Origin of the sequence: Veillonella dispar, from assembly GCF_937975875.1 — a bacterium.
Taxonomy (GTDB): Bacteria; Bacillota; Negativicutes; order Veillonellales; family Veillonellaceae; genus Veillonella; species Veillonella dispar_B.
This window is the reverse complement of the sequence record NZ_CALJSP010000041.1, coordinates 1-20,232: the sequence shown is the minus strand read 5'-3', so window position 1 is coordinate 20,232 and position 20,232 is coordinate 1. Positions and strand designations below refer to the sequence as shown.

Here is a 20,232-nt window from a genome sequence, read left to right as displayed (position 1 = left end):
ATTTTAAGCCTCCTTTTCAACCTTTAACAAATCTGTTATTATGCGTTTTCAGATTTAAGTTCAACTTCACGTTGTACAGTTTTAATACGAGCGATTGTCTTCTTAACTTCACGAATGCGCATAGGATTTTCTAATTGACCTGTTGCAAGCTGAAAACGGAGGTTAAATAACTCTTCCTTAAGACCGGAAACTTTTTGTTCCATTTCGGCAGCGCTCATATTGCGAATGTCATTAACCTTCATTTACGTCACCACCCAATTCTTTACCCTTAACAACAAATTTGCATTTGATTGGAAGTTTATGGCTTGCAAGACGCATAGCTTCACGAGCTGTAGCTTCTGGCACACCGTCCATTTCAAACATTACACGACCTGGTTTAACTACTGCTACCCAGTATTCAGGAGAACCTTTACCGGAACCCATACGAGTACCAGCTGGTTTAGCTGTGATTGGTTTGTCAGGGAAAATTTTAATCCATACTTTACCACCACGTTTGATATAACGAGTCATAGCAATACGGGCAGCTTCGATTTGACGGTTAGTGATCCAAGATGGTTCGCATGCTACCAAGCCGAACTCACCATGAGACACTGTATTACCGCGCATAGCACGACCTTTCATACGGCCGCGGAATTGCTTACGATGTTTTACGCGCTTTGGAATAAGCATTACTTGCCACCTTCTTCCTTCTTAGCAGGTTGTTTTGCTTCTGGCAAAACTTCACCTTTGTAAATCCATACTTTAATGCCGATACAACCATATGTTGTATGAGCTTCAGCAGTACCGTAGTCGATGTCTGCACGAAGTGTATGCAAAGGAATAGAACCTTCACGGTAGGATTCGCTACGAGCGATTTCAGCGCCGCCAAGACGACCGCTTACCATGATTTTGATACCTTTTGCACCTAAGCGCATTGTACGACCAACAGCTTGTTTCATTGCACGACGGAAACCGATACGGCGTTCCAATTGGCTAGCAATGTTTTCTGCAACCAAGATTGCATCCATGTCTGCTTGTTTAATTTCTGCGATGTTAACGTCCACTTGTTTGTCAGTGAAACGAGTCATTGCTTTTTTGATATCTTCGATACCAGCACCACCACGACCGATAACCATACCTGGTTTTGCAGTGTGGATAGTCAATTTAATACGTTTATTTGTACGCTCGATTTCAATGCGGGAAATACCAGCAATGAAAAGGGTTTCTTTCAAGAAGTTACGAATTTTTACGTCTTCATGAAGATTAGCAGCGAAATCTTTATCTGCATACCATTTTGCGTCCCAATCTTTTACGATACCGACACGCAAACCGTGTGGATTAACTTTTTGACCCACTCTGTTTCCCTCCTTCTTAAGCTCTTTCTTTAACTACTACTGTTACATGGCTAGTGCGTTTCAAAATTTTGAAAGCTTGACCACGGGAACGAGGATGAATGCGTTTTAATGTAGGGCCTTGATCAACGAAGATCTCGGATACGTAAAGATTGTCAACATTCATATCGAAATTATGTTCAGCGTTTGCGATTGCAGAACGCATAACTTTTTCTACTACATCAGCGCCAACTTTCGGAGTGAACTTCAAGATGGCAAATGCTTCGCCGATGTTTTTACCGCGCACTAAATCTGCAACGATACGGATTTTACGAGGCGCGATTCGGATATGTCTAGCGATTGCTTTTGCTTCCATGTATTATTTCCTCCTATTTTTTGCCTGTAGATTTTTCGTCCTTACCGTGACCTTTGAAAGTACGTGTAGGAGCGAACTCACCTAATTTATGACCTACCATATCTTCTGTAATGAATACAGGTACATGTTTGCGACCATCATGCACAGCAATTGTGTGGCCTACAAAACTTGGGATAATAGTAGAGGCACGGGACCAGGTTTTTACAACTTTCTTTTCGTTAGTTTCGTTTAAAGCTTCAACTTTCTTAAGCAAATGATCTGCTACGAAAGGGCCTTTTTTAATAGATCTGGACACTATTTTATCTCCTTTCCTTTATCCTATTTTGTACGACGTTTAATGATTAAGCTGTTAGAAGCTTTTTTCTTGTCGCGAGTTTTAACACCATGTGCTGGTTTGCCCCAAGGTGTAACAGGATGTTTACGACCAACAGGAGATTTACCTTCACCACCACCATGTGGATGGTCACAAGGGTTCATTACAACACCACGGTTGCCAGGGCGAACGCCCATCCAACGATGACGACCAGCTTTACCAATTACAAGGTTGCTGTGGTCAGCGTTACCAACAACACCTACTGTTGCACGGCACTCTTGACGAACACGACGCATTTCACCAGATGGTAAACGAAGAATAGCGTAGCCATTATCTTTACCCATCAATTGAGCAGATGTACCAGCGGAACGAACGATTTGGCCACCTTTACCGATTTTCAATTCGATATTGTGGATTTGTGTACCGTCTGGAATATTAGCCAATGGTAAGCAGTTACCAGGTTTAATATCGGACTCAGGACCGGAGAATACAACGTCACCAACTTTTAGACCGTTAGGAGCTAAAATGTAGCGTTTTTCACCATCAGCGTAGTTAAGCAAAGCGATACGAGAAGAACGGTTAGGATCATACTCGATTGTTGCTACTTTAGCTGGAATATTATCTTTAGTACGTTTGAAGTCAATAATACGATATTGACGTTTATGACCGCCACCTTGGTGACGAACTGTCATTTTACCAGTATTGTTACGACCACCTTTTTGGGAAATCTTAGCGAGCAAAGATTTTTCTGGTTTGCTTGCTGTGATTTCGTCGAAGGCGGATACTGTCATAAACCGGCGACCAGCGGAGTACGGTTTAAATGATTTAATTGCCATTAGTGGGCCTCCTTACAACTAGACTCTTAGACACCTTCAAAGAATTCAATGGATTCGCCAGCTTTCAAAGTAACGATAGCTTTTTTGTAATCGCTACGTTTACCTTGTGTACGACCCATGCGTTTAGTTTTGCCTAAAACGCGAATAGTAGCTACTTTTTCTACTTTTACATTGAAGATTTTTTCAACTGCTTGACGGATTTGCACTTTATTTGCAGTCAAAGGCACACGGAAAGTGTATTTGCCTTCTTCCATAAGCATAGTGGATTTTTCGGTAATAACCGGGCGGATTAGTACATCATGTAATTGCATTATCCAAGTACCTCCTCGATTTTTGCGACAGCACCTTTAGTAATGAAGAGCTTATCGTAATGAAGAAGATCGAAAATGTTCATACCTTCGCAAGCCAATGCTTTAACACCTTGGATGTTGCGAGCGGAACGTTCAACATTTACATCACCTTCAGTGATGAACAATACTTTTGCATCACCAACGTTGAAGCTATTGATAATGTTCAACACTTCTTTAGTTTTAGGAGCTGCTAATGTGATTTCTTCCAAAACGTATAATTCGCTATTATTCACTTTATCGCTAAGAGCAGATTTAACTGCTAAACGTCTAGCCTTACGAGGCATAGCTTTGTAATAGCTGCGAGGTTGTGGACCAAATGTAGTACCGCCACCAATCCAGATTGGGGAACGGCTGGAACCGGAACGTGCACGACCAGTACCTTTTTGTTTCCAAGGTTTGCGGCCACCGCCACGAACCATACCTCTAGTTTTTGTTGCATGTGTGCCGAGACGTTCGTTAGACAATTGACGAACTACGGCTTGATGCATTACGGCTTCGTTAACTTCAACGCCGAATACTGCATCGTTTAACTGTATTTCACCGACTTTAACGCCGGATTGATTATATGTTGCTACTGTAGGCATTACATAATCCTCCTTTCGACAAATGATTATTTAACAGGTTTAACCGTGTTGCGAACCATAACCAAGCTACCTTTAGCGCCTGGGATACCACCTTTAACCAATAAAAGGTTACGTTCAGCATCAACTTTCACAACGGATAAGCGTTGTACGGTAACTCTGTAACCACCCATTTGTCCAGGGAGTTTTTTACCTTTGTATACCTTACCGCCGCCACCGGAGATCATAGGACCGATGGAACCAGGTTCACGGTGAGATTTGGAACCATGAGTTTCAGGACCACGGGAGAAGTTATGGCGTTTAATTGTGCCAGCAAAACCCTTACCTTTACCTGTACCCACTACGTCCACCAATTCACCTTCTGCGAAGATATCAGCTGCCAGAGTTTGGCCTACTGTGTAGTCAGCTGCATTAGCTACGCGAACTTCGCGAAGATATTTAACTGGAGCTACGCCAGCTTTGTCGAACTGACCTTTTACAGGTTTTGTTAAATGTTTTTCTTTAATGGAACCGTAACCAATTTGTACTGCTTCGTAGCCGTCTGTTTCAACAGTCTTAACGCGCACTACAACGCTTGGGGTAGTTTCCACTACTGTTACAGGAACTAATTGGCCTTCAGCTGTGAAGACTTGAGTCATTCCTAATTTTTTACCCAAAATAGCTTTAGACATTATCGCACCTCCTTATAGTTTTATTTCAATAGATACACCAGCTGGTAAATCTAAACGAGTGATAGCATCTACTGTTTTCGAATTTGGTTCAAGAATATCGATTAAGCGTTTATGTGTACGCATTTCGAATTGTTCACGAGAATCTTTGTTTACGTGTACAGAACGAAGAATTGTGAAGATATTCTTTTCTGTTGGCAATGGAATCGGACCAGATACCATAGCGCCATTTCTTTTTGCAGTGTCTACGATCTTAGCAGCGCTTTGATCGAGAGCTTTGTGGTCGTATGCCTTAAGGCGAATACGGATTTTTTGCTGTTTAGCCATTATTAATAATTCCTCCTGTCGTCCATTTCGTGAATGGGCTGCTCCATAGAAATTCTCCTCCGCAGAGGCAACCTTCTACTTCATAGTTTAAAAACACAACACTAGAGCGGCATTACTGCCGCTCTGAATGCTGCATGTATTGTGCTCAACGCATCACTACGATGAGCATAAAAGGTTAAATTAACCTTCGATTTCAGTTACAACGCCAGCGCCTACTGTATGGCCACCTTCGCGGATCGCGAAACGAAGACCTTCTTCGATAGCGATTGGAGTAATCAATTCGATATCCATTGTTACGTTATCGCCAGGCATACACATTTCTACACCTTCAGGAAGGTTTACAACACCTGTTACGTCTGTTGTACGGAAGTAGAATTGTGGACGGTAGTTGGAGAAGAATGGAGTATGACGGCCACCTTCTTCTTTAGTCAATACGTATACTTCTGCTTTGAATTTTGTGTGTGGGTTGATGGAACCTGGTTTAGCCAATACTTGACCACGTTCGATGTCTTTACGGTCAACACCACGAAGCAACGCACCTACGTTGTCACCTGCTACTGCAGAGTCCAAAGTTTTACGGAACATTTCAAGACCAGTTACTACGTATTGTTCAGCTTTTTCTTTCAAGCCTACAACTTCTACTGTGTCGCCTACGTTTACTTGACCACGTTCAACACGGCCAGTTGCTACTGTACCACGACCAGTGATTGTGAATACGTCTTCCACAGGCATCAAGAAAGGTTTGTCAGTATCACGAACTGGTGTTGGGATGTAGGAGTCTACAGCGTCCATCAATTCGTCGATTTTAGCTACATATTGAGCGTCGCCTTCCAAAGCTTTCAAAGCGGAACCTACAACGATAGGTACTTCGTCGCCAGGGAATTCGTAGGAGGAAAGAAGTTCACGAACTTCCATTTCTACCAATTCGATCAATTCTTCGTCGTCAACCATGTCAGCTTTGTTCAAGAATACTACGATTGCAGGAACACCAACTTGGCGAGCCAACAAGATGTGTTCGCGAGTTTGAGGCATAGGGCCGTCAGCTGCGGAACATACCAAGATAGCGCCGTCCATTTGAGCCGCACCAGTGATCATGTTTTTAACATAGTCAGCATGGCCTGGGCAGTCAACGTGTGCATAGTGACGGTTAGCAGTTTCATACTCAACGTGTGCAGTGTTGATTGTGATACCACGTTCACGTTCTTCTGGAGCTTTATCGATGTTGCTGTAATCTTGGAATTCAGCTTGGCCTTTTTCAGCCAATACTTTAGTGATTGCAGCTGTCAAAGTAGTTTTACCATGGTCAACGTGACCGATTGTACCGATGTTAACATGCGGTTTCGTACGTTCAAATTTTTCTTTTGCCATTTTAAATTATCCTCCGAGGAAAATAGTAATTCTATTAATCTAATGTAAGATTAACCGTTTTTCTTTGCTTGAATTTCTTCAGCAATTTTCTTAGGAACTTCTTCGTAATGATCGAATGTCATGGAGTAGTTACCGCGACCTTGCGTTTTGGAACGAAGGTCAGTTGCGTAACCGAACATTTCGCTCAATGGAACATATGCTTTGATATGTTGGTTACCATTACGAGCTTCCATGCCGTCCATGCGACCACGACGGGAGTTCAAGTCACCGATAACGTCGCCCATGTATTCTTCAGGAACGTCTACTTCTACGGACATATATGGTTCAAGCAATGCAGGATCTGCTTTGCGAGCACCTTCTTTAAAGCCCATGGAACCAGCGATTTTGAAGGCCATTTCGTTGGAGTCAACGTCATGGTAGGAGCCGTCAAATACGATAACTTTGATGTCAACCATTGGATAACCAGCGATAACACCGGATTCCATAGCTTCTTTAACACCGCTTTCAACAGGTCCGATGTATTCACGAGGAATTGCACCACCTACGACCTTATTTTCAAATTCGAAGCCAGCACCTGGTTCTTGTGGAATCAATTCCAACCAGCAGTGACCATATTGACCACGACCACCAGATTGACGTACGAATTTACCTTCAGATTTAACTGCTTTACGGATAGTTTCGCGATATGCTACTTGAGGTTTACCTACGTTACAATCTACTTTGAATTCACGGTTCATACGGTCAACGATGATATCCAAGTGAAGTTCGCCCATACCGGAGATAATAGTTTGACCTGTTTCTTCATCAGTACGAACTTTGAAAGTAGGATCTTCTTCTGCCAAACGAGCAAGAGCTGTACCCATTTTTTCTTGGTCAGCTTTTGTTTTAGGTTCAACAGCAACGGAGATAACTGGTTCAGGGAATTCCATGGACTCAAGAATTACAGGATTCTTTTCATCACAAAGAGTATCACCAGTAGTAGTATCTTTCAAGCCTACAGCTGCAGCGATGTCGCCAGCGTAAACCATGTCGATTTCTTTACGAGTGTTAGCGTGCATTTGAAGAATACGGCCGATACGTTCTTTTTTACCTTTTGTGGAGTTGAAAACGTAGGAACCGGATTCCAATGTACCGGAGTACACACGGAAGAACGCTAATTTACCAACATAAGGGTCAGCCATGATTTTGAATGCCAATGCGGAGAATGGCTCTTCATCGGAAGAAGGACGAGTAGTTTCTTCTTCAGTACCAGGAACGATACCTTTAATAGCTGGGATGTCGATAGGAGCTGGCATGTAATCCACAACAGCGTCCAATAACATTTGTACACCTTTGTTTTTGTAGGAAGAACCACAAAGAACTGGGAACAATTGGTTAGCAATAACTGCTTTACGCAATGCTGTTTTCAATTCTTCAATGGAGATTTCTTCACCTTCCAAATATTTCATCATAATATCGTCATCAGTTTCAGCGATAGCATCGATCATCATTTCGCGACGAGCTTCAGCTACTTCTTGATATTCTGCTGGGATATCAGTGATTTCATATTCTTTACCGTCATCGGATTTGTAAATTTCCGCTTTCATAGTCATCAAATCGATGATGCCTTCGAAAGTATCTTCAGCGCCGATTGGCACTTGGATAGCTACGGAATTTGCACCCAAACGGGATTTCATCATATCAACTACGTTGAAGAAGTCAGCACCTACAGTATCCATCTTATTTACATAAGCGATACGAGGTACGCCGTAGTTAGATGCTTGACGCCATACTGTTTCGGATTGAGGTTCAACGCCGCCTTTAGCACTGAACACCGCTACGGAGCCATCAAGTACACGTAAAGAACGTTCTACTTCTACAGTAAAGTCAACGTGACCAGGAGTATCGATGATATTGATACGATGATCTTTCCAGTGACATGTTGTCGCCGCAGAAGTGATTGTGATACCACGTTCTTGTTCTTGCGCCATCCAGTCCATCGTAGCAGCACCTTCATGTACTTCGCCGATCTTGTGAACGATACCTGTATAGTAGAGGATACGTTCTGTAGTTGTTGTCTTACCAGCATCGATGTGAGCCATGATACCGATATTACGAGTTTTTGCTAAGGAAAACTCTCTTGCCACAGTTGTCACCTCTTATTACCAACGATAATGAGCAAATGCTTTATTAGCTTCTGCCATTTTATGAGTATCTTCTTTTTTCTTGATTGCAGCGCCTGCATTGTTGAAAGCGTCCATCAATTCGCCTGCCAAGCGTTCTTTCATAGTGCGTTCACCACGAAGACGAGCGTAGTTTACAACCCAGCGAATACCGAGTGTTTGACGGCGATCAGCACGAACTTCAACTGGCACTTGATAGTTAGCACCACCGATACGGCGAGCACGTACTTCAAGTACAGGCATAACATTTTTCAATGCTTGATCAAAAACTTCCATTGGGTCTTGACCCATTTTGGAACGAATAATTTCGAATGCATCATATACGATAGTTTCAGCAATGCCTTTTTTGCCATCGTACATAACTTTGTTAATGAAACGTGTTACTAATTTGCTGTTGTACACCGGATCTGGAAGTACATCACGTTTCGGAACAGGGCCTTTTCTTGGCATGTTCAATTCCTCCTTTATAATGATGTGTGTTAATTTCGTTTAATGGCTAAAATTATTTTTTAGCTTTTTTCGCGCCGTATTTGGAACGACTTTGCATACGGTTTTGTACGCCAGCTGTATCCAATGCACCACGAACGATGTGATAACGCACACCTGGAAGGTCTTTTACACGACCGCCTCTGATAAGTACAACACTGTGTTCTTGTAAATTGTGACCAATGCCTGGGATGTAAGCAGTTACTTCAATAGCGTTTGTCAAACGTACACGGGCAACTTTACGAAGCGCGGAGTTTGGTTTCTTTGGAGTAGCTGTGTACACACGAGTACATACACCACGTTTTTGTGGAGATTCTTGAAGCGCTGGAGCTGTAGATTTTTTAGTCAAGCTCATGCGACCTTTGCGTACTAGCTGATTAATTGTTGGCATTTGGGCACCTCCTTTCCAAATTTGAGATTTATAATTGATCCGTCATAACAAAGTGTTACATCGGATATTACCAAGATTAACGTAGGATGCCTACCGCTGTGGCCCGCACCTTAATGCGGCACGCACGACCGAGGTCATCCATGGTGTGCTTATCATTCACAGGTATCCCCTGTTCAGAACAAGCTGTTCGTATAGGTTCAACTACACGTTCATCACTATCGCGTCCTACGAACACATACTTCACAGTTCCTCGCGCAATGTTTTTCAACGTTTGCTTGGCACCGATTGTTTTGTTCATCGACTTCAGATGGGCAATGTCCATAGTAAATTCTCCTTACGAAATTATGCTACTTAGGCATACTTGCCCCTGAGCACTCTGTAAGTATATCAATTACACAAGCTCATGTCAAACGTTTTTCGACGGTCTACACCGCTATACAACTGCATTTTATGTGTACACGTTTCCGTGCGTTTCATTATGTCGAACTATATAAACTCATTTGTTATTTTTATACAATTTTATGTGTTTTAGGCTCATTTTTATGCATAAATTTTATATTATTTTCATTCATCTCATTTTATGTATGCAAAATAGATATAGATAAAAAATAATTAGTCATTTTTTCGATTCATTTTATTTGCTTTATTCAAAATAACGATTTTATTAAATTTATCATTTTATTTATTCCCTATGACACTTCTATCTGTACCAGCAAGTTTGGGATTAACAAAAAAGAGCGTGCCCTAAGGCACGCTCTTTTATAGTATCCCTATAGATTATTCTTCTACAGCAGATTCTTCTGTAATATCGATAATTTCAGGTGTGTTTTTCACAACTTCGATTTTACGGTAACGGCTCATGCCAGTACCAGCAGGAATCAATTTACCGATGATTACGTTTTCTTTTAAGCCCAATAATGGATCAATTTTACCTTTGATAGCAGCATCTGTAAGAACACGTGTTGTTTCTTGGAAGGACGCAGCAGACAAGAAGGAATCCGTTGCCAAAGCAGCTTTAGTAATACCCAATAATGTACGTTTGCCTGTAGCATTTTCACGGCCATTAAGAGTAAGACGACGGTTTTCTTCGTCAAAGGTATTAACGTCGACCATATCCCCTGGAAGCATATCAGCATCGCCAGCTGTTTCAACTTTTACTTTATGAAGCATTTGACGAACGATAACTTCGATATGTTTATCGTTAATTTCTACACCTTGAGATTTATATACTTTTTGTACTTCGTATACGAGGTAACGTTGAGTTGCTTCTGTACCCATTACACGCATAATGTCATGAGGGTTGATAGAACCTTCTGTCAAACGTGCGCCTAAGGATACAACATCACCGTCTTTAACGATAATGCGGGAACCATAAGGGATGAGGTAATCGAGTTCAATACCGTCTTCACCAGTAATGAAGATAGTATTAGTACCTTTTTTACCTTCGTTAGGTACAACGCGAACTGTACCTTCGTTTTCTGCGATGATAGCATTACGTTTTGGTTTACGTGCTTCGAACAATTCTTCGACACGTGGCAAACCTTGTGTAATATCGTCACCTGCGACACCACCTGTATGGAATGTACGCATTGTCAACTGAGTACCAGGTTCACCGATGGATTGCGCTGCAATAATACCTACAGCTTCACCAACTTGAACTTGACCACCTGTACCAAGGTCGCGACCATAACACTTGCGACATACGCCATAAGGGCTGCGGCAAGTCAATACGGAACGGATTTTAACTGTTTCGTAGTGTTTTACAACTTCATCAGCCAATGGTTCTGTGATTTCACCGTTAAGAGGAACGATAACTTCGCCAGTTTCTTTATTAACTAATTCTTCAGCTGCAATACGGCCTACGATACGATCTTTTAATGGTTCAATAACGCCAGTACCCTCAACGATTGCTTCCACTTCGATACCATGGATTTCGTTGTTGCGTACTTGTACTTCTTTTACATCGGAGTTAAGAATAGCTTCGATGCCTTCTTCAGTGAGGCGTGTATTAGCAGGGAAGATTTCTACACCTTCACTGTCAACAATTGCTTGTACAGTATCCTTGTTCAACATATTTTGAACCATAGTTTCTTTTAATGTTGCACGGATGCTGTCGTCGCTTTCACCAAGAATAATTTTTTGAACCAAATTAGTATGGTTGATATCGCTATCAGAGCCTAGGTGTGCACCGCGCAATGCGACAGATGTAACACCGGATTCTGCAATATCAGCTAAGCATTGTTCGTCCAAAATAGTTTCAGCAGGTACAACAAGTTCCCCTGTTTCTACATTCACTACATCTTTATCTAGAACACGACCAATAAGCTTGTCTTTCAACAATTCCAATGCTTGACGTGGAGATGTAGCCAAACGAGCGCGTTCACGAACGAGATCGATACCTACAACGTCACAATCGTCCTCACGAACGATAACGTCTTGAGATACGTCAACAAGACGACGAGTCAAGTAACCGGAGTCAGCTGTACGAAGCGCTGTATCGGCCAAACCTTTACGGGCACCATGAGAGGATGTAAAGTAATCCAATACAGTCAAGCCTTCTTTAAAGTTTGCTTTGATTGGCAAGTCGATGATACGACCAGATGGATCGGCCATCAAGCCACGCATACCAGCAAGCTGACGGATCTGTTGCTTGTTACCACGGGCACCAGAGATAGCCATCATGTAAACAGGGTTGAAGCCATCTTTGTCGCGCGCCATATTATCCATCATGGCATCAGTAACATCTTCTGTTGCTTGAGTCCACAATTGGATAGTTTTACGGTAACGTTCTTCTTCTGTAATAAGACCACGACGATACAAGCGAGATACTTTTTCTACTTCTTGTTCCGCTGTGTCTAACAAGCCAGTTTTTACTTCTGGTACTTTAATATCTGCAATAGCTACAGTCATACCTGCGCGACGTGCGAAGGAGTAACCCAAGGATTTAATACGGTCCAAGAGTTCTGCAGTCTTTTCATTGCCAAACAATTGGAAGCATTGGTCAACCAATTTACCAACTGTTTTCTTATCCATAACCTTACCTAAAGAGTAAGTGCCATCTTCACGTTTTTCATATTGCCACAATTCTGGGAATAGTGCATTGTTGAAGATCAAGCGACCTGCCGTTGTTTCTACACGGCCATGGTCAGGTAAACGGATATAAAGAATATCTTGCAAGCCAATAATATGAGATTCGTATGCAAGCATTACTTCATCATAAGTAGCAAATGTTTTTGCTTTATCACGAGTATCTTCACGTACAACTGTTAAGTAGTATGTACCCAAGATCATATCTTGAGATGGTACTGCTACTGGCTTACCGTCCTTAGTGGACAAGATATTATGGCTAGAAAGCATCAATGTACGAGCTTCCGCTTGTGCTTCTACGGACAATGGTAAGTGACATGCCATTTGGTCACCGTCAAAGTCGGCGTTGAAGGCTGTACATACTAATGGATGCAATTTGATAGCACGACCTTCCCAAAGGATTGGTTCGAAGGCTTGGATACCAAGTCTATGCAATGTAGGGGCACGGTTCAAGAGAACTGGATGTTCTTTGATTACCTCTTCCAAAGCTTCCCATACACCAAGACCGATTCTTTCTACTTGGCGTTTAGCAGCCTTAATGTTGGATGCTTGACCACGCTCTACCAAACGTTTCATAACGAAAGGTTTGAACAATTCCAATGCCATTTCTTTAGGCAAACCACATTGGTGCATTTTAAGTTCAGGACCTACTACGATAACGGAACGACCGGAGTAGTCAACACGTTTACCAAGCAAGTTTTGACGGAAACGACCTTGTTTACCTTTAAGCATATCGGACAAGGATTTCAATGGACGGTTACCAGGACCTGTTACAGGACGACCACGGCGACCATTATCGATCAATGCGTCAACAGCTTCTTGAAGCATACGTTTTTCGTTGCGCACGATGATATCAGGAGCACCTAAGTCTAACAAACGTTTCAAACGGTTGTTACGATTGATAACACGACGGTACAAATCATTGAGGTCAGATGTAGCGAAACGACCACCATCTAATTGAACCATAGGGCGCAATTCAGGTGGGATAACAGGGACAACATCCATGATCATCCATTCTGGGCGGTTGCCAGATTGACGGAATGCTTCTACTACTTCTAAACGACGAACTGCACGGATTTTACGTTGACCACTAGCAGTGTTCAATTCTTCGCGCAATTCAGCATTCAATGCTTCAAGATCAAGTTCTACTAAAAGAGCTTTTACAGCCTCAGCACCCATGTCGATACATACGAAGAGAACCTCTTCAGCAGCGCCCAATTCATAACGCTCTTCACGAGTTAATTCTTCGTATTCTTTATCTGCTTCTGGGATTGTTGCATCATCGCGAAGAGCCGCATTATAGCGCTCTTTGCGTTGTGCTTCGCGAACAATAGCCAAACGTTCGTTACGTTGAGCTACTGTTTCGATTACGACGGATTTACCACCGATAGTATAACCGTCTTCATTAAATTGAGCTTCATATTCGCGGTACTCTTGCTCGGACAACAATTGGCGTTTTGCCAATGGAGTACCAGCTGGATCTACTACGATGTAGGAAGCAAAGTATAATACGCGTTCCAAGGAACGTGGAGATACATCAAGGATTAGGCCCATGCGGGATGGGATACCTTTAAAGTACCAAATGTGAGATACAGGAGTAGCCAATTGGATATGACCCATACGTTCACGACGTACTTTTGCACGTGTAACCTCTACACCACATTTATCACAGACTACGCCTTTATGGCGAATGCGTTTATATTTGCCGCAGTGACATTCCCAGTCCTTTGTTGGTCCAAAAATGCGTTCGCAGAATAGACCATCACGTTCTGGCTTCAACGTACGGTAGTTAATAGTTTCAGGTTTCTTAACTTCCCCATGAGACCAAGCTAAGATCTGCTCTGGAGAGGCTAAACCGATTCGCATGGAATCGAATTCATTTACGTCTAGCACTACTATCGCTCCCTTCCTTATAGATAGTTTTAGTCTTCATCGTTAGAGGAATCGCCCATTGGGAACGCCAATTGGCTAAGGATATCGTCTTCACCGCCGTTATCAGCAGGTGCTTCTTCCTCTACTTCTGGCTCTACTACAGTTACTTCATCAGTTTCTACTGCACTGCCTTCCATAACTTCTTCAATGCCAGTTTCTACCACTTCATCTTCGTCATCAAGTTCTTTCATAACAACTTCTTCTTGATCTTCATTCAAGATTTTTACATCAAGACCAATACTTTGAAGTTCTTTGAGCAATACCTTGAAGGACTCAGGTACACCTGGTTCAGGGATGTTTTCGCCTTTAACGATTTTTTCGTATGCTTTCACACGACCAACAACATCGTCAGACTTAACAGTTAATAGCTCTTGAAGTGTATAAGCTGCGCCATATGCTTCGAGAGCCCAAACTTCCATTTCCCCGAAACGTTGACCACCGAATTGAGCTTTACCACCCAATGGTTGTTGTGTAACAAGGGAGTACGGACCTGTGGAACGAGCATGGATTTTATCATCAACCAAGTGATGGAGTTTAAGCATGTATACGTAACCAACAGTTACACGGTTATCCATAGGTTCACCAGTACGACCATCGTACAATACTGTTTTACCATCATCGGAACGACCAGCAATGCCTAATGTTTCAAATACGTCTTTTTCATGCGCACCATCAAATACAGGTGTAGCAATGTGAATACCAGCTACATCTGGTTTTGGCATGCCATATGTTTCATAATCGTAACCAAGGCCTTCGAGTTCATGACGAATTTCAACGCGTTTAGCACGAGCAGATTCAATATGGTTCAATGTAGTTTTAACTTTATTAATGGCTTCTAATTCTTCTACAAGAGCTGGATCCATTTCTGGAGCATCTTCTTCAGAGTCGAAGAATTCTACATGAAGTGCATTGTATTTAGCTTCAATAGCTTTAAGTTCTTGATAACGAGCTTCGCCGCCAAGAGCTTCAAGTTTCTTTTGCGCTGCAGACTCTACATGACCAAGAATTTGAGATTTCAAGTCGATGATTTTTTCATCGATGTCGAAATGAGGAACAGTTACATCTTCTTTAGCTTTTACTTCTAATTCTTCAATTTCAGCATATAAGCCGCGAATAGCGTCGATTTGTTCCCAGTAAGATGCATCAGTACGAGCTTCTTTCAACACGTTTTGAATGTGAAGGTCTGTAGCTTTGATTTTCATACCTAAGCCTTGAACAGCCCAACCCAAGTGAGTTTCAAGAACCTGACCGATGTTCATACGAGAAGGTACGCCCAATGGGTTCAATACGATTTGTACTGGAGTACCATCTGGAAGGAATGGCATATCTTCTTTTCTCATAACGCGAGAAACGACACCTTTGTTACCATGACGGCCCGCCATTTTATCGCCTTCGTGAATCTTACGTTTTTGAGCGATGTATACGCGAACAAGTTTATTTACACCTGGTTGTAATTCGTCACCGTTTTCACGAGTGAAGACTTTAACGTCTACAACTTTACCAGATTCGCCATGAGGTACGCGCAAGGATGTGTCGCGAACTTCGCGTTCTTTATCACCGAAGATAGCGCGTAATAAGCGTTCTTCAGGAGTTAATTCAGTTTCACCTTTTGGTGTAGCTTTACCTACGAGAATGTCGCCAGGATGTACTTCTGCACCAATACAGATGATACCATCTTCATCAAGGTTTTTAAGTGTGTCATCACCAGTATTAGGTAATTCACGAGTGATTTCTTCGGCACCTAATTTAGTGTCACGCGCATCGCATTCGTACTCTTCAATATGAATGGATGTATAGATATCTTCTTTGCAAAGTTCTTCACTAAGCAAGATCGCATCTTCGTAGTTATAACCTTCCCAAGGCATGAACGCTACAAGAACGTTATAACCTAACGCTAATTCACCGCCATCAGTAGCAGGGCCATCAGCCAATACTTGGCCTTTTACAACATGGTCGCCACGATTAACGATTGGTTTTTGGTTAAAGCATGTGGATTGGTTAGAACGAAGGAATTTATTCAAACGATATGTATCAACACGACCATCGCTATCGCGAAGAACGTGGATTTCATTACCCCAGCAACGTACAACTTTACCAGCTTCGCGAGCAAGTACGCAAACGCCGGAGTCAGTAGCTGCTGTATATTCCATACCTGTACCAACAAGTGGAGCTTGAGCGCGCAATAGTGGTACCGCTTGACGTTGCATGTTCGCACCCATCAAGGCACGGTTAGCATCATCATTTTCAAGGAATGGAATCATAGCTGTACCGATTGATACAACTTCTTTTGGACTAACGTCCATGTAGTCTACCTTATCAGGTGTAACTTCCAATACGTCATGACCACGACGACAAGCAACGTGTTCATTAGTAAAGTAACCTTCACCATCGATTGGGGAGTTCGCTTGGGCAATTGTCATGCCTTCTTCTTCATCAGCTGTCATATATACAACGGAATCAGTGACACGAACTTTTACAACTTTGTCTGCATCGGCACCTGTACCATAGATTTTTTCTACTTTACGGTATGGAGCCTCAATGAAACCAAATTCATTTACTTTCGCGTAGTTAGACAAGGAGTTGATCAAACCGATGTTTGGACCTTCTGGAGTTTCGATTGGACACATACGGCCATAGTGAGAGTGATGCACGTCACGAACTTCGAAGCCTGCACGCTCACGAGATAAACCGCCAGGGCCAAGGGCAGATAGACGACGTTTATGAGTCAATTCTGCTAATGGGTTTGTTTGGTCCATGAACTGAGACAATTGAGAAGAACCAAAGAATTCTTTGATTGCTGCCACTACAGGGCGAATGTTAATCAACGCTTGAGGCGTGATAGATTCGATTTCTTGAATTGTCATACGTTCACGAACAACACGTTCCATACGAGTTAAACCAATACGGAATTGGTTTTGCAACAATTCACCTACACAGCGAAGACGACGGTTACCCAAGTGGTCGATATCATCTGTATGACCTGCGCCATCCATAAGGTTGAGCAAGTAAGAGATGTTAGCGATCATGTCTTCACGTGTTACTGTACGGTGATCGTATGGCAAGTTGCAGTTGTTACAGATAACTTTAGATTCTACACCATCGTTATTTACGATGTAGAACTCAGCGAAACCTTCACCATCGAATACATGGCTATTAGCAACGATATCAAGTTGTTCTTCCCCAACTTGTACACCTGCATCAAGAATGATTTCGCCAGTTTCTGGATCTACGATTGGTTGAGCCAATGTTTGACCCAACATACGTTGACGCCAGCCGAGTTTTTTGTTTAATTTGTAACGACCAACGCGCGCTAAATCATAACGGCGTGCATCGAAGAACAAGTTATCAAACAAGTTACGAGCAGACTCTACGGTTGGAGGCTCGCCTGGACGTAATTTTTTATAGATTTCAACCAATGCTTCATCAGCAGATTGAGTTGTATCTTTTTCTAATGTACGAACGATGCGTTCATCATATACTGGCAAACCATCTTCATCAGTTTTACCATTCCAGAAGAGATCAAGGATACTTTCATTAGTATCCCAACCTAATGCACGTACCAATACAGTAGCTGGTAATTTACGGTTACGGTCAATACGAACAGCAACAACTTCGCTTGCATCAGTTTCAAGCTCGATCCATGCGCCACGGTTAGGAATAACTGTGGAATCGTACAAACGGTTACCCATTGTATCGATTTCTTTATTGTAGTAAACGCCTGGAGAACGTACCAATTGGGATACGATTACACGTTCTGCACCATTGATGATGAAAGTACCTGTGTCAGTCATCAATGGGAAATCGCCCATGAATACTTCTTGTTCTTTAATGTCCATATTTTCTGGATCATTATTTACTAAGCGAATATTTACACGAAGTGGTGCTGCGTAAGTAGCATCACGGTTTTTACATTCATTAATATCATACTTAGGTTCACCTAAGCTGAAACCTTCGAAAGAAAGTACTAGATTACCTGAATTGTCTTTAATCGGAGAAATATCGTTGAAAATATTTTGTAAACCACTCTCCAAGAACCACTCATACGATTTACGCTGAATGTCCAATAAATGCGGCATCTTGATAACTTCGTTAATTTTTGCGTACGTATAACGAGTTCGTTTGCCTACCTGTTCAGGTTTGAACATATTTGCTTTCACCCCTATCAAAACACACTGGTCTACCATTTTCTATAACGGCACGGAAAAGACATCTTACAGGTCTCAGTTTTCCTGCTCGGATAACGTCAAATAAAGCAAGGCCCATTTCATTTTTAAAAATAACCTTGCTTTCCATTAACCAAGCACAACCTTGGAAGAAAACCTCATCACTATTCAAGTTATAGTTTTTATATCCAAAAGCAGGAAACGCTACTTTTGCAATATATAATTCTATCAGTATTAAAAAAGACTGTCAACCAAAAGGGTTGACAGTCTTTCATTTTCATGCTTTATTCATGTATTAAAACAACTGACTATGTTAGTTGCCTTTTTGTTTTAAAAGATTAGCACCAGCAATACCAGGGCGAGTCATTTCTTTAGGAGAAAGGATATGATTGATTTCATCTTCAGTCAATAAACCTTTTTCCAAGATGATATCACGGATAGCACGACCAGTAGTATATGCTTCTTTCGCAAGAGAAGATGCTGTTTCATAGCCAAGATGTGGCAACAATGCTGTTACGATACCAACGGAACGATTCAACCAGTATTCGCATTGTTCACGATCCACTTCAAGATCCACGAGTAATTTATCAACGAATGTATTTACGCCGTTTTTGAGGTAGCAAAGATTATTGAACAAATTGTAAGCCAATACAGGTTCCATTACGTTCAATTCGAATTGACCATTTTCTACAGCCAATGTAATGGTTAAGTCATTACCGATAACTTGGTAACATACTTGGTTCAATACTTCGGCGATAACAGGGTTAACCTTGCCTGGCATGATGGAAGAACCAGGTTGGCGAGCAGGCAATTTTAATTCCCCAATACCACAACGAGGACCGGAGGCCATCAAGCGGAAGTCATTAGCCATTTTAATCAATACGAGAGCCGTAACTTTCAAACCGCTGGAGATATCTGCAAAGATATCTGTATTGTTAGTAGCATCAATTAAGTTTTCTGCTGTGTAGAATGGTTCACCTACTACTTCACTAAGTTCGTATGCTACATCATGAATATAATTAGGTTCCGCATTAAGCCCTGTACCAACTGCAGTAGCACCCATGTTAATTACATGTGCACCTTCAACGGCAGATTTAATACGTTTAATACCGCGGCGAACACCAGATGCATAGGCACCCATTTCTTGACCTAATGTAATTGGCACCGCATCTTGTAAGTGAGTACGACCCATCTTCAAAATTTCGCTATATTCAACAGCCTTTTTCTCAAGCTCGTCAACAAGGCGTTGTAATGCTTCAAGTAAAGGTTTAGATTTTAAGATCGCACATACCTTGATTGCTGTTGGGAAAGCATCATTTGTAGATTGTGCCATATTACAATGGTTGTTAGGGCTTACAATATCATAGCTTCCTTTTGGATGCCCCAAAATTTCACAAGCACGGTTAGCCAATACTTCGTTCATATTCATGTTTACAGAAGTACCTGCACCACCTTGAATTGGATCAACAGGGAATTGGTCAGCAAATTGACCTTCAATTACTTCGTCTGCAGCTTGTACAATAGCTTTACCAATAGATACATTTAAGCGACCAGTTTTCATATTCGCTAAAGCAGATGCTTTTTTTACCATTGCCAAGGCTTTGATAAAATCTTGGTCCAAGTGTTTTCCTGTAATATGGAAGTTTTCTAATGCACGAATTGTTTGTACACCGTAATATAATTCATCAGCTACTTCTAATTCGCCTAAGAAATCATGTTCTTTTCTCATAATAAATCCTCTTTCTACTATTTTTATACAAAATAGTATTTCAATGAAACGGTTTTATCTTACGCGCTCATTATAGCATGTATTTTGTATACATAAAAGTGTTTTTGTTGGCCAGCAGGTAGTTCTCAAACGCCCAAAGGGTCTGCTGCATGA

At 41.8% G+C, this 20,232-nt stretch carries 18 protein-coding genes; all 18 read right to left on the bottom strand.

What is annotated here, in order from left to right; all coding sequences use genetic code 11:
* Window positions 1-38: 38 nt before the first annotated feature.
* The 18 genes from rpmC to Q7P05_RS01940 all read right to left on the bottom strand — a co-directional run bounded on the left by rpmC (window position 39) and on the right by Q7P05_RS01940 (window position 20,079).
* Window positions 39-242 (bottom strand): 50S ribosomal protein L29, encoded by a 204-nt coding sequence (gene rpmC, locus Q7P05_RS02025; protein WP_004695115.1) that lies wholly within the window; start codon window positions 240-242, stop codon window positions 39-41.
* Window positions 232-669, bottom strand: coding sequence for a 50S ribosomal protein L16 (rplP, locus tag Q7P05_RS02020; RefSeq protein ID WP_004695114.1), 438 nt, complete (start codon window positions 667-669; stop codon window positions 232-234). Before rplP ends, rpmC begins: the two co-directional genes overlap by 11 nt.
* Entirely contained in the window at window positions 669-1,334 is a 666-nt protein-coding gene (gene rpsC, locus Q7P05_RS02015) for a 30S ribosomal protein S3 (RefSeq protein ID WP_105084923.1), read from the bottom strand. Before rpsC ends, rplP begins: the two co-directional genes overlap by 1 nt.
* Before the next feature lie 16 nt (window positions 1,335-1,350).
* Entirely contained in the window at window positions 1,351-1,686 is a 336-nt protein-coding gene (gene rplV / locus Q7P05_RS02010; RefSeq protein WP_004695112.1) for a 50S ribosomal protein L22, read from the bottom strand.
* A gap of 13 nt (window positions 1,687-1,699) precedes the next feature.
* Window positions 1,700-1,981, bottom strand: coding sequence for a 30S ribosomal protein S19 (gene rpsS / locus Q7P05_RS02005; RefSeq protein ID WP_060923779.1), 282 nt, complete (start codon window positions 1,979-1,981; stop codon window positions 1,700-1,702).
* A 23-nt stretch (window positions 1,982-2,004) separates the two neighbouring features.
* Window positions 2,005-2,835 (bottom strand): 50S ribosomal protein L2, encoded by an 831-nt coding sequence (gene rplB / locus Q7P05_RS02000; RefSeq protein WP_005385496.1) that lies wholly within the window; start codon window positions 2,833-2,835, stop codon window positions 2,005-2,007.
* A 26-nt stretch (window positions 2,836-2,861) separates the two neighbouring features.
* On the bottom strand, window positions 2,862-3,146 hold the full coding sequence (rplW, locus tag Q7P05_RS01995) for a 50S ribosomal protein L23 (protein ID WP_004695108.1): 285 nt from the start codon (window positions 3,144-3,146) through the stop codon (window positions 2,862-2,864).
* Entirely contained in the window at window positions 3,146-3,769 is a 624-nt protein-coding gene (gene rplD / locus Q7P05_RS01990) for a 50S ribosomal protein L4 (protein ID WP_005377066.1), read from the bottom strand. Before rplD ends, rplW begins: the two co-directional genes overlap by 1 nt.
* Before the next feature lie 26 nt (window positions 3,770-3,795).
* The gene (gene rplC / locus Q7P05_RS01985; protein WP_004695102.1) at window positions 3,796-4,437 is read right to left on the bottom strand and encodes a 50S ribosomal protein L3; all 642 of its coding nucleotides are present in this window, start codon (window positions 4,435-4,437) and stop codon (window positions 3,796-3,798) included.
* Between the two features lie 12 nt (window positions 4,438-4,449).
* Window positions 4,450-4,761: a 30S ribosomal protein S10 gene (gene rpsJ / locus Q7P05_RS01980; RefSeq protein ID WP_004695100.1), complete on the bottom strand. Its 312-nt coding sequence runs from the start codon at window positions 4,759-4,761 to the stop codon at window positions 4,450-4,452.
* A gap of 180 nt (window positions 4,762-4,941) precedes the next feature.
* Window positions 4,942-6,129, bottom strand: coding sequence for an elongation factor Tu (tuf, locus tag Q7P05_RS01975; RefSeq protein WP_039968974.1), 1,188 nt, complete (start codon window positions 6,127-6,129; stop codon window positions 4,942-4,944).
* Window positions 6,130-6,179: 50 nt separating this feature from the next.
* Window positions 6,180-8,255 (bottom strand): elongation factor G, encoded by a 2,076-nt coding sequence (fusA, locus tag Q7P05_RS01970; RefSeq protein WP_303930212.1) that lies wholly within the window; start codon window positions 8,253-8,255, stop codon window positions 6,180-6,182.
* A 15-nt stretch (window positions 8,256-8,270) separates the two neighbouring features.
* On the bottom strand, window positions 8,271-8,741 hold the full coding sequence (rpsG, locus tag Q7P05_RS01965; RefSeq protein WP_004693556.1) for a 30S ribosomal protein S7: 471 nt from the start codon (window positions 8,739-8,741) through the stop codon (window positions 8,271-8,273).
* Between the two features lie 52 nt (window positions 8,742-8,793).
* Window positions 8,794-9,168: a 30S ribosomal protein S12 gene (gene rpsL / locus Q7P05_RS01960; RefSeq protein WP_004693554.1), complete on the bottom strand. Its 375-nt coding sequence runs from the start codon at window positions 9,166-9,168 to the stop codon at window positions 8,794-8,796.
* Between the two features lie 76 nt (window positions 9,169-9,244).
* Window positions 9,245-9,490, bottom strand: coding sequence for a L7Ae/L30e/S12e/Gadd45 family protein (locus Q7P05_RS01955; RefSeq protein WP_024064891.1), 246 nt, complete (start codon window positions 9,488-9,490; stop codon window positions 9,245-9,247).
* A 455-nt stretch (window positions 9,491-9,945) separates the two neighbouring features.
* On the bottom strand, window positions 9,946-14,148 hold the full coding sequence (rpoC, locus tag Q7P05_RS01950) for a DNA-directed RNA polymerase subunit beta' (protein WP_303930211.1): 4,203 nt from the start codon (window positions 14,146-14,148) through the stop codon (window positions 9,946-9,948).
* Between the two features lie 29 nt (window positions 14,149-14,177).
* Window positions 14,178-18,332 carry a DNA-directed RNA polymerase subunit beta gene (gene rpoB / locus Q7P05_RS01945; RefSeq protein WP_227721541.1) on the bottom strand — a complete coding sequence of 1,385 codons (4,155 nt, stop codon included), beginning with the start codon at window positions 18,330-18,332 and terminating at the stop codon, window positions 14,178-14,180.
* A gap of 331 nt (window positions 18,333-18,663) precedes the next feature.
* On the bottom strand, window positions 18,664-20,079 hold the full coding sequence (locus tag Q7P05_RS01940; RefSeq protein WP_105089710.1) for an aspartate ammonia-lyase: 1,416 nt from the start codon (window positions 20,077-20,079) through the stop codon (window positions 18,664-18,666).
* Window positions 20,080-20,232 lie beyond the last annotated feature (153 nt).